8 protein-coding genes and 1 pseudogene are annotated in these 11,736 nt (G+C 52.1%); 6 read left to right on the top strand and 3 right to left on the bottom strand.

The features are described from left to right. Both FCN15_RS14270 and FCN15_RS14265 read right to left on the bottom strand, forming a co-directional pair. Positions 1-316: pseudogene (locus tag FCN15_RS14270) on the bottom strand (hypothetical protein); the annotation flags it as partial. A 294-nt stretch (positions 317-610) separates the two neighbouring features. After that, positions 611-1,627: an SDR family oxidoreductase gene (locus tag FCN15_RS14265; protein ID WP_138495665.1), complete on the bottom strand. Its 1,017-nt coding sequence runs from the start codon at positions 1,625-1,627 to the stop codon at positions 611-613. Between the two features lie 224 nt (positions 1,628-1,851). Here FCN15_RS14265 and FCN15_RS14260 point away from each other — a divergent pair, with 224 nt between their 5' ends. From FCN15_RS14260 to FCN15_RS14250, 3 genes are read left to right on the top strand one after another with little or no spacing between them, the layout of a single operon-like run. Further along, positions 1,852-2,484 (top strand): type IV pilus modification PilV family protein, encoded by a 633-nt coding sequence (locus tag FCN15_RS14260; RefSeq protein ID WP_138495664.1) that lies wholly within the window; start codon positions 1,852-1,854, stop codon positions 2,482-2,484. Next, complete coding sequence (locus FCN15_RS14255; RefSeq protein ID WP_138495663.1) at positions 2,468-3,043, top strand: PulJ/GspJ family protein; 576 nt, start codon at positions 2,468-2,470, stop codon at positions 3,041-3,043. Before FCN15_RS14260 ends, FCN15_RS14255 begins: the two co-directional genes overlap by 17 nt. A 60-nt stretch (positions 3,044-3,103) precedes the next feature. After that, the gene (locus tag FCN15_RS14250; RefSeq protein WP_162515367.1) at positions 3,104-4,921 is read left to right on the top strand and encodes a hypothetical protein; all 1,818 of its coding nucleotides are present in this window, start codon (positions 3,104-3,106) and stop codon (positions 4,919-4,921) included. A gap of 121 nt (positions 4,922-5,042) precedes the next feature. On the opposite strand, the gene FCN15_RS14245 is transcribed toward FCN15_RS14250, so the two are convergent. After that, on the bottom strand, positions 5,043-7,394 hold the full coding sequence (locus tag FCN15_RS14245) for a collagen-binding domain-containing protein (RefSeq protein ID WP_138495661.1): 2,352 nt from the start codon (positions 7,392-7,394) through the stop codon (positions 5,043-5,045). A 222-nt stretch (positions 7,395-7,616) separates the two neighbouring features. On the opposite strand from FCN15_RS14245, the gene gspE reads away from it, so the two are divergent. Genes gspE through FCN15_RS14230 form a run of 3 tightly spaced genes read left to right on the top strand, consistent with a single transcriptional unit; the run spans position 7,617 to position 11,559 of the window. Next, positions 7,617-9,281 (top strand): type II secretion system ATPase GspE, encoded by a 1,665-nt coding sequence (gene gspE / locus FCN15_RS14240; protein WP_138495660.1) that lies wholly within the window; start codon positions 7,617-7,619, stop codon positions 9,279-9,281. Between the two features lie 23 nt (positions 9,282-9,304). After that, the gene (locus tag FCN15_RS14235) at positions 9,305-10,354 is read left to right on the top strand and encodes a type IV pilus twitching motility protein PilT (RefSeq protein WP_138495659.1); all 1,050 of its coding nucleotides are present in this window, start codon (positions 9,305-9,307) and stop codon (positions 10,352-10,354) included. Further along, positions 10,354-11,559 (top strand): type II secretion system F family protein, encoded by a 1,206-nt coding sequence (locus tag FCN15_RS14230; RefSeq protein ID WP_138495658.1) that lies wholly within the window; start codon positions 10,354-10,356, stop codon positions 11,557-11,559. The genes FCN15_RS14235 and FCN15_RS14230 overlap by 1 nt, the downstream gene beginning before the upstream one ends. The last annotated feature ends 177 nt before the right edge of the window (positions 11,560-11,736 follow it).

Below are 11,736 nucleotides of genomic sequence, written 5' to 3'. Positions count from 1 at the left end.
CGCCTGCGCCCGGCTGGAAGGCCCCGCCGGCCTGGCCGTCTGTGCCGCCGCCCGCGCCGCCGCGGTTCCAGCCGCCCGCCGAGCCCGGCGGCAGGCCGCCAATGCCCTGCCCCTGGCGGCCCGGCGCCGCGTTCATGAAGCCGCTCCCGCTCTGCGGAGCGCGCATGGCGCTCTGCGGCCAGCCGGAGCTGCTGCCGGCCGCCGAATCATGGGTGCTGTGGTATCTCCACAGCGAAACAATGCACAGCACTAACGATGCTGCAAATATAACGATCAGCGTTGTTTGAAATTTTGATGTTGGTCGTACATCTGTCACATGCTGCGCCTCTTTTCCATAAATGATCACTGACTCTCTGCATTATAGCCGTATATCCTTAAAGAGACCTGAAAATGCGGCCTGAAACCGGCTTAAATCCGCCTGATACCGGCCAGGCATAAAGAGGATGGCCGCCGCCTCTCTCATTTCCGTCTTTGTACTTCCCCTTATCTAAACAAAGGAGCTCCCCGCACAACTCCGCGGAAAGCTCCTTTACGATTTGCACAGAATATACCTCTTGTATAACCTCGGTTTATCTCAGTCTAACCTGGGCTGTCTCGGCCTTGCCGGGTTTTAATTGTTTATCTTCGCCAGCGCTTCGTCCAGCGCGCCGATTACCTTGTCACACCAGCTGTCGAACGCTTCGTCTTCCACCTGGAACTCCGGATGGGCGAGAATATAGTCGACCGTTTGCTTGATGCCCTGGTCCACCCTCGTTGTCGCCACGAACTCGGGTACCAGCCGTTTGAGTTTCGAATTATCAAATACAACGGTATTCGCTTTGTCGCCGATCAACCCGCCGAGGTAATCTTCCGTACTGCACGCGGCAAGAAATTCGGAAGATACATGGACGGCCTTCAGCTCGACGCCCAAAGCATCCGCGATCGTTTGATAGATTTGATTCCAGGTCACGGATTCATCCGAAGTAATATGTACGGATTCGCCGATGGCATGGAGGTTGCCCATCAGCCCGATAAACCCTTTGGCAAAATCCCGGTTATGCGTCAACGTCCAGAGCGAGGTCCCGTCCCCGTGAATGATGACCGGTTTATGCTCCAGCATCCGTTTCGCAACCTGCCAGGAGCCTTTGCTGCCGTGAACGCCAAGCGGAATGGAGCGTTCATCATACGTGTGGCTCGGCCGGACAATAGTAACCGGGAACCCTTCTTCCCGGTACAGCTTCATCAGGTAATCCTCGCAGGCAATTTTATTGCGGGAATACTGCCAGTAAGGATTGGAGAGCGGTGTTCCCTCCGTAATCCGGTAGTCGCTGAGCGGTTTTTGATAGGCGGATGCCGAGCTGATGAAGATAAACTGCTTTGTTTTTCCCTTAAACAAACGGTAATCCCGCTCCAAATGCGGGGTTTCAAAAGCAATAAAGTCCGCAACGACATCAAACTGCAAGTCCTGAACCAGCTCGGCGACATGCTGCTCATCATTAATGTCTGCCTGCAGGATATGGGCCCCCTCCGGTAATTCCCCGTTCCGGCTGCCTCTATTGAGCAAATATAGCTCACAGCCCTGCTCCAGCAGCTGTCTCGTGATTGCCGAACTGATAATCCCTGTTCCCCCGATAAAAAGCGCTTTCAAATCGACCACCTCCGGCTGATATAAAAAGAAACCCTTTCCACGTTTACGATAGCATGCGGGGCGGACAAAGACAATTTCTGCGGAGAGGATTGCTGGAAAAGGAGCTGACAGAATATAATGATTTTAGGCATAAAGGTTTAAATACTGACTTTCTATGACGGGACGATATACCCAAGTACAGAGAGCGGCTGCAAAGATTACGGCGCGTTAGGGGAGCGAAGCAGATGCCTTGGAAGAAACACACGGACAAGCCGGCTTTCCGGCGCAGCGGACAACCTTTGGAGCAGGGATTTACTTTGATAGAGGTGCTGGCCTCCATCGTGATTTTAGCTATCGTGTCACTGGTGCTCACTTCTTTCTTCACCCATGCCCTCTCTTATTCAAAGGCCAACCAGAACAAGACGATTATGGTGAACCTGGCCCGAAACGCGTTATTTTACGCCGAGAAGCAGGATTTTGATAAATGGGAGACCTACTTTAAAGCAGCTGAAGCTGAGGACAAGTCAAATGATCACAGCGAAATTGCCTGCAAGCCTTCTGCTGACGGGAATGAAGCCGCCCTTTGCTCCGAATATGCAAATTTGGTGGACGACACGAGTGTACTCAAAGCCGTGCTTTTTCCAACCATTAACCAGATTCACTATGAGATCAGCATTCAGTTCCAGAGAGATACCTATAATAGAATGTTAAATGGCACAGCCAATTCTGAACAGGATCAAGCCGGTCAGTCGGCCATTGATAAAGATATTGCTCCTTATTTATTGCCGGTCCAGGTCGTTGTCCGCGATACAAGCGATACGTCCGGAGCCAAACAGACGGTTGTGGAGGGATATATAACCGATGAGAAAATTCGCTGACCTCCTGCGCCGGGAACAGGGGCTGACTTTAGTGGAAATGATTGCGGCAATCACACTTCTGGCGCTTGTCTCCGGGCTCGTCTATGCGGTGATGATGTTTGGCCTCCGCAGCTACCATGCGGTCTCTACGGAGAACACACTGCGCGATGAAGGCGACCTGCTGATGTCAGCAGTCATTACGGAGCTGTATACCTTTGCACCTGAAACGGTTACCCAGACGGCGGACGGCATTTTACTCCAGCGCAGCGGCAGTACATCCGGCGTCAATGAGGAAGAAATCCGCATCACAAATGGAAAAATGTCGATCGGCGCGCCTTCCGGCTCGTCCGGCTCATCAGGATCTTCAGATTCATCCGGCTCGTCCGGAAATTCATCTGCTGCGGCCGCCGACTTAAGAACGGATATCACGGCAAGCCTTACCGCAGATTCCGGCATCACCTTGCAATGCAGCAACACCGGAGCCTGTGACAGCGGGCTGATTCATATTAAGTTAAACCTGCTGAAAGAGACCGGCGGCAAGGATTTCACCTTATCTTTAGAAAGCAGATTCGGTTTCTAGGAGGGCTGTCTTGTGAACAAAAGGCGGGCAAGCGTTCATCGGCACAAGCAACAAGTCAACTTGAACAAGGCATTACGCAGCGAACAGGGCTCAGCGCTTGTCCTCGTAATGTTTGTGGCGCTGCTGCTCACCATTTTGGGCCTCGCCATCTTGGGCGCAACCCTCAGCGGGGCGCAGCGTACGGAAACCCGTGAAAGTGATGTCCAAAGCCTTCATCTGGCGCAAAAAGGGCTGGATGAAGCTACGGCTTACATTGAATCCAAGCTGGCCGGAATGACGGATATCAATCCCGACAGGCTGGAGGAGCTCCTTAGCACAATCAACCTGAACAATCTGAACGTAACGACTGAACTCGGGACAATCGGCAACAACGCCAACGGAGAAATTCAGGAGATCAAATACTCCGGCAAAGAAGCGGTTACGAGCGTCAGCCAGCCGTCCCGCAAATATTATATTGACGTGACTACATCCGCCGTCGTAAACGGCGTGAGCCGCAAGCTGAAGCAGCGGATTACGCTGGACACCTATCCGGACTTTTTGAAATATGCGTTTGGCTCGGAACAGCAGCTCCGGTTAAACGGAGCGCCCCTGCTTAAGGGAAATATTTATGCGGGAGACCGGCTTGTCGTGACCAATCAGGCGGAATACAGCTATAAAGGTACTTCTTTTCATACCGGAACCTTATTTCCGACTGTACAGCCGTTTGGCATTTCGGCCGGCGAGGTGCATGTGCAGTCCTGGGGCGGCATTCAATACGCAAACGGGCTTGCCGCTCCGTCCGGCTCGTCGCCTTTAATTCCTTTGCAGCAGGGTGACGCCAAGACCGATGAAATCCTGGGCGTTACGCCCGATAAGGTTAAAATCAAGGAAGAGAAGAAATTTGTGCAGATTAACGTGGAAGAATCGTTTTGGGACAAGCTCGTAGAAGCGGTGAATCCTTCAACCACCATTCAGGCAGAGAATATCCGGGAGGAGCTGCGGGACCAATATGCGGCCAATTCCCTGAACGATTGGCTCGTCAAGAACTCCTCCATCCGCCATCTGAAAAAGCCGGCCCTGCCGGTTAAAGAATCCATCAGCGCAGATGATGACGCGATTACGATCGCCGCTAAAGAACAACGTTATCAGGACGCGGTGAAAGTTTACAAGGACACGTTGGACACCCAGCTGGGCAGTTCAGCGGTTCCTTTTTCAAACTCGGCAGTATTTGATGAGGATCTGACGATCGACAACATGGACTATCAAAGGATTATGTTCTCGGATCAAGCCAAGACGGGAACCGCCTCTGCTGGCGGCTCTTCGGGCTCCTCTCCAGCGTGGCTGGTGGTGGCCGGTAATTTGACCATTGATAACTACAACACTGATGATTTCTTGTCTATCAAAGGGAATCTGCTCGTTACCGGCAATTTGACGATCAGAGGCAGCGTCGCTTTTGATTCCACCGTGTTTGTATTGGGCAAAACAACGGCAGAAGATGCAGCCATTCAGGGGTTAAACGGCAAGGAACTGATTGTCATTTCCAAACAAGAGATTCTGCTGACCCGCATTGAGTCCTTTTCCAACACGGCGCAGGAGATGAAGGCCTTTTTCTATACGGATTCCAGCGGGGAGCTGTATGGGGTAGGTTCCATATTCAAGCTGAACGGCGGTTTCTTTGCCAAAGGGGATTTGACCGTCAATGCGGTAGTCGGTAATGTACAGCCGCCTGCAGCTGCAGGGAGCGGTTTCGTTTTTCAGCAGCCGCAGGCGACGGGGATGGATCCGAGGTTCATCGTGGAATATAATAACGCCATCTATACCGACCAGCAGGCCAGTCTGCCAAGAGTCAAAACCGTCAGCATGAGCGTAAGCCCGGTGGAGCTGGTGGGTAATCAATAACCTCGGCGCGGTTCAAGCGCGCGATTCAGACCAAAGGGTTCATCCAAAATAGAAAGGGCTGCCTCTCATCTTATGGATGAAAGGGCAGCCCTGTTTGCTGTGCCGGTCTGAATCTCAGATTCTAGTAAAGGTCGCCGTTCTTCGGGGCCAGCACCTTCACTTTAATTTGTGCCGTAATCGAAGTTGTTTTGCCGGAAGGGGTGTAGGTCACGGTTACGATCGTCTCCCCTTTTTGCAGACCCGTAATGACCCCTCTTCTTGCCGGGTCCGTCAGAGGTTTGTCGAAATCGGCTATCCCCGGTGTACCGCTGACCCAGGAAAGATCGTTGATGAAGTCCTTACGGTCCATCTCGTTCGGAATCGGGTACAACAGATCATTCAGGTTGTAGGCTTGTCCTACGTTAATCTCAATTTCGCTGACAGCCTGCAGCCCGGTCAGACTGTATGGAACGATGCTTATCATCTTGGTTGCGGTAATGCCCCCGGCCGTTACCGATATGACAACACTATGAGGCTGGCTGCCCGCTGTTAAAGTGTAATGCGTATAGTTCGTATCACCGCTCGCGCGGATTAGCGTGTCCGTTTGTCCGCTGTTACCAGTCAGAGACCAGGTTACCGCTGAACCGGAAGGAATATTGCCCATCGTCAGCTGGTAGTCCTTTGTTTTTCCAATAAAAATCGTATCCGGGCCGCTGATCTCCAGCTTCCGGACTGAAATTATTTTGGTGGCTGTAGTGACCAGGTTGTTTGCATTCTTAGCTGCCGCTTTAACCGTAAAATCTCCCGCGTAGGAAGCCGAGAACGTATTGGTAGATGTGCCGGAGGAAGCAGCCAGTACGCTGGAAGTAACATCCTTGCTTGTCCCGTTATCCGTAACCGTCCACGTGTAGATAATTCCCGTGTCTGTCTTCGGGCTATAATCAGTCGTCAGCGCCACTTTCTCGCTGACAGCAGCCACGTCGTTACCGCCAATCGACAGGGTGCGCGGGGTGGTGTCGACATCCGTTAAAGTGATGCTGACAGCACCAAAATTTTTAGTTCCCGGAATAGTCCCGGTAAAAGGTTTGGAAGTGAGCGACATGGAATAACTCCCCGAAAGCCATGAGTTTACGAGAAGCGAACCGACATAGTCTCCATTTGTAATACTTACATTTGCTTTAGGAGCAATAATGGTGCCGATCATCCCTTGAGTAAACTTAATATTCTGGGCTTGCGGAAAATTATAAATAATTTTGGTTGCTTGGGCAGATTGAACGCTGCTATTGTTTAATACCACCCATTTGTTCATAGTTAATGGAGAGCTGGCGCTACTAAATTCCCCCAGGATATTCATGATGATCGTGGCATTCACTGGTGCCGTAATTAAAATACCATTGGTTGCTTTGATCTGTGCTTCCGTGATGGTAAAGATATAAGTTGAGAGGTTTGAACTTGAAGCCGTTAAAGCCAGTTGATCCGCGTTGTACTGCATGGGTATAGAAGTACCATTTGGTGTCAATGCAGCCAGCGCCGCGGACTTATTTGTCCAGTAATTGCTGACCGCAGAGAAATCGACAGGTTTAGCTTGAGTTACTGTTCCGCTTATTGCAGAACGGCTTTGCTGATCATAAACAAAGCTGTCTCCATAAATGACATTCCCTCCGATTTGGATACTTCCCTGACTCAAATAGGTGAAATTTTTACCTATCAATATATTTCCCGGAATATACAAACCGCCTGATTTATTTGTTAATGACAGATTGCCCCCAAAAGCCATATTTCCATAAATAGAGGAACCGCCCGTGATACTCCCGTCATTTAAAATAACCAGCGAGTAATCACCAATAAGTCCATTCGGGGAACCGGTTCCATTTAAAGGCTGCACATCACTGTAATTAAGTGTTGCTTTATCAAAGGTATAAGTAGCTTTAGTCTGCGATGTAACCAGAATCGAAAAAGTATACTTGCCACTTGCAAATTTACTGTTGGAGGCCAAATCAGCCGTATACTTACTTTTTGAGGAATCGAGTTTAAATCGGATCGTTCCCAAATTTGCAGTAATGAAGTTGTTACCCTGATTAGTGAATCCGCTAGGCAGCGTTACGACCGACACACCGGAAGGAATCTGTTCATTGAAGACGATATCAGAAATGCTCACCTGCTGCGTATCTGCAATTAAACTAAAATCTTGCGGGGTAATGGAATAATTCAAATAAAATTGTTGTCCCTTGCTTATGGATTTGCCTGAAATGTCGGTCCCGGAAAGATCCGCAATGCTCCGTGTTAATACCAGAGCATCAGGTGGGTTTGTGCTTTGGTCGGCTAATGCATTCGTTATCATTTTTAAGAGAGGAATAACCAGCAGCAACACAAGAGCAAAGCCTGAAATGAACAAAACCCGTTTATTACGTCCCAAGGCGATCTCCCTCTTTTCAGTCGGATGGCAGTCAGCCATCTTTGTCAAATCTGGCAACTTATTGTAAAAAAACCGCATAATACGCGAGTTTTCGTTGTGTAAACTTTCCTCATATGCTATATATCATTCTAGGACATATATACTAGATAGGCAATGAAAAGATACGCGGAATTTCTCGATTCAAAGGACTACTAACCTACCAATAATTCTATTTTTTTACACTCATTATTTGTAGAATCCCCCGTCGGTTTGATTGCTGTTAAGGACCCACAAAATAATGACGCCGGAGTGAATCGCAACATGGCTATCGTGAAGAAAAGACTCGGAGATCTGCTCGTTGAAAATGGAATTATATCGCAGGACCAGCTGGAAGAAGCGCTCACCGAACAGCGCAAAACCAAACGCAAGCTGGGCGACCTGCTTATTTCGCAAGGTTACGTCACCGAGCAGCAGCTTATTGAAGTGCTCGAATTCCAGCTCGGAATTCCCCATGTCAGCCTTTTTAAATACCAGATTGATCCGGCAATCACCCAAATTATTCCTGAAAGTATGGCGAAACGTTACCAGGTGCTTCCGTTTATGAAGGAAGGCGGCAAGCTGATGGTCGCAATGGCCGACCCGCTTGATTATTTCGCCATTGAAGATTTGCGTATGACCACCGGCTTCCGCATTGAACCCGCTATTTCCAGCCGTGATGAACTGACCCGGGCGATCGCCCGCCATTACGGGATGCGTGACTCCGTGAGTCAGATGCTTGTGGAGCTGCCTTCCGTCGAAGAAATCGAAGAAACGGAAATTACGGACGAAGACTCGCCGATCGTACGGCTGGTTAATCAAATGATCCAGCAGGCGGTTTCGCTGCGGGCCTCCGATATTCACGTTGACCCGGGTGAGAATCAGTTATCCATCCGCTACCGGATCGATGGTACACTCCGGACGGAGCGTATTATACCGAAACAAATGCAGGGCTTCATAACGGCACGGCTAAAAATCATGGCCAAGCTCAACATCGCCGAACGCCGGCTCCCCCAGGATGGACGGATCAAGATGCAGTTCGACTACAAAATGGTCGATATCCGCGTCTCTTCCTTGCCTACCATGCACGGGGAAAAAATCGTACTCCGGCTGCTTGACCTCAGCACCGGCGTGAAATCGGTTGATTCGCTTGGCTTCAGCGACAATAACGCGGAGGCTTTCCGCGAAATGATCAATAAACCGTACGGCATCATTCTGATTACCGGACCGACAGGCAGCGGGAAGACTACCACGCTGTATGCCGCTTTAAGCCAGCTGAATACAGAAAGCGCCAATATCATCACTATTGAAGACCCGGTGGAATATCAGCTGGAGGGTATCAACCAGGTGCATGTTAATGCGGCGGTAGGTCTGACGTTTGCAGCAGGGCTCCGCTCCATTCTCCGTCAGGACCCTAACATCGTCATGGTCGGGGAGATCCGCGATACAGAAACCGCAGAAATTGCGGTCCGGGCTTCGCTGACCGGCCATTTGGTGCTTTCCACCCTGCATACCAACGATGCGGTCAGCTCTCTTTCCCGTCTGCGGGATATGGGCGTCGAACCTTACCTGATCGCTTCCTCCCTGCTTGGTGTAGTGGCCCAGCGGCTGGTACGCAAAATCTGCCCGGACTGCCGGGAAGAACACAAACCCACCGAACAGGAAGCGATTATGCTGCGCAGGCATGGCCTGCCAAGCAATGTCGTGTACCGCGGACGGGGCTGCGGCAGCTGCAGCAATACCGGCTACCGGGGGCGGATCGCCATTCACGAGGTGCTCACCATTGATGACTCGATGCGCAGGCTGATTACGGAAACCGCCTCGATCGACGAGCTGCGCGAAGCAGCAAAAGCGCAGGGCATGCTGCAGCTGATGGAAGACGGATTTATTAAGGTATCCAAGGGGATTACCACCCTGCAGGAAGTCATGCGGGAAACCGTGCTGCATTAAGAATTTGAGAGGAGCTTAACAAGATGCCAGAAATTCATCGTGACATCGTACAACTGCTGCAAACAGCCATCTCTTCCGGCGCCTCCGATCTGCACATCTCGACAGGTTCTCCGCCGGTGCTGCGGGTTGACGGCAAACTCCTTGCCCTCGATGGTGCTCCTGTCAATTCCGAAGAAGCCGCAGCGATGGCGGACAAGCTGCTCAGCCAGGAAGGAAAAGCGAAATTCAGCAGTGCCGGTGAATACGACTTCTCCTACCCTATGAGCGGCGGCGGACGCTTCCGCGTCAACGTTTACCGGCAGCGCGGAGAAATCAGCATCGCAGCGCGGTCCATACCGCTGCAGGTGCCGACGCTGGAGCAGCTGTCCCTGCCGCCTGTGCTTAGCAGCCTGTCGATGAAGCCGCAGGGGCTTATCCTCGTTACCGGCCCGACGGGCAGCGGCAAGTCTTCCACCTTGGCCGCGATGCTGCAATATATTAACCGGACGGAAAGCAAGCATATCGTCACCCTGGAGGACCCGATCGAATTTCTGCATCCGCACGGCACCTGCCTGATCGACCAGCGGGAGGTCGGCAGCGATACCGGCAGCTTTGCCAGCGGCCTGCGCGCCGCCTTGCGCCAGGACCCGGACGTCATTCTGGTCGGCGAAATGCGCGACCTGGAGACCATTTCCGCCGCAGTTACGGCAGCGGAAACCGGCCACCTTGTGATGGCGACGCTGCATACCACCGATGCGCCGCAGACGATTGACCGGATTATCGATACGTTTCCGGGCCATCAGCAGGGCCAAATCCGCTCGCAGCTTGCCTCCGTGCTGCTGGCCGTCCTGTCGCAGCGCCTGATGCCGCGCGCCGGCGGAAAAGGCCGCGTCTGCATCACCGAGCTGCTGATCAATACGCCGGCAGTTGCCAATCTGATCCGCACCGAGAAGACGCATCAGATCAAGAATGTCATGCAGACCGGACGCGCCCTGGGCATGCACACGCTGGAAATGAACCTCCGCGAACAAATGCAGCGCGGCCAGATTCATCCCGAAGCGGCTAAAGCTTATCTGACGGAGGTGGGCGGCTGATGCCACTGTACGAATACCAGGTGCGCACCGCCGCCGGCAAACCGCTGAAAGGCAAGCTGACCGCAACCGATAAATCAACGGCGATGGAGGAGCTCCGCAAAAGAGGGCTGACCGTCTTCTCGCTCTCGGAACGAAAAACTTCCTTTCTGGCGACGGAAATTTATATCGGCAACCCGGTCAAGACCCTGCATTTCATCATTTATTGCCGCCAGTTCGCCACGCTGATGCGTGCCGGGGTGTCCATCGTGGACGCGACCCGGATTCTGGCCGAACAAACGGAGAGCAAGCCGCTGAGCAAAGCGCTCCAGGAGGTAAATGCAAGCCTGCTGCGCGGGATTTCGTTGTCGCAGGCGATTCAGGATCACCGCAAAATTTTTCCGCCGCTGTTTATCAGCATGGTCCGGGCGGGTGAGGAATCCGGCGACCTGGAAGGGACGCTGGAGCGGCTGGCTGTCTTTTTCGAGAAACGGCATACGACGACTGAGAAGATTAAGTCCGCTTTAACTTATCCGATTACCGTGGCCCTTCTGGCCATCGTGTCGGTTGTGTACCTGCTATACGCGATTGTGCCGCAGTTTATCAGCATGTTTGCCTCCATGAACGCCCAGCTGCCGGCCATTACCCGGATGGTGCTGGGACTCAGCAACAGTATTAAACATCAATGGTACATCTGGCTTCTTGTGCTGGTTGTGCTCATAGCCGCTTACCAGATTACGAAACGGACCGAACGCGGCGCTTACGCACTGGATTACGCCAAGCTCAAAGTGCCGATCTTCGGCAAACTGAATCAGAAGGGCTCGATCGCGCAGTTTACGCGTACATTCTCGTCTCTTTATGCCAGCTCCGTGCCGATTCTGCAAGCGTTGACGATTGTAGAGGAGGTAGCGGGCAACCGGGTAATCGGACAGGCCATCAGGAGCGCGGGCGATTCGCTGAGACAGGGCAAACCCCTTTCCGAGCCGCTGAAGAAGGCCTGGGTATTCCCGCCTCTTGTCACGCAGATGATCTCCATCGGCGAGGAGACGGGCGCACTGGACCAGATGCTCTCCAAAGTCGCCGATTTCTACGAAATGGACGTGGAGAACACCGTCGACCGGTTGAAATCGCTGCTGGAGCCATTGCTGATCGCTTTTTTGGCCGGTATTGTCGGAGTGATTGTAGCCGCGATTATGCTGCCGATGTTCAGCCTTTATAACCAGATGTAAATACAGCAATTGTTAATCTTTGAAAGGGGTGACGCCAGGCAGGCTGGCCGTGGGAAATTTACGGGCCGGTTGACCGGAGAACGGAACGATAAATGAATACGTCTTACATGCCGGAAAGTTTTATGCAGTGCAACTCGTAACCAAAGATGGTTTCGTTCTGTTCCATATCATTCCTAA

Origin of the sequence: Paenibacillus pinistramenti (assembly GCF_005869875.1) — a bacterium.
Lineage (GTDB): Bacteria > Bacillota > Bacilli > Paenibacillales > Paenibacillaceae > Fontibacillus > Fontibacillus pinistramenti.
The sequence above is the reverse complement of the archived record's forward strand: the minus strand, read 5'-3'. Positions and strand labels throughout refer to the sequence as shown.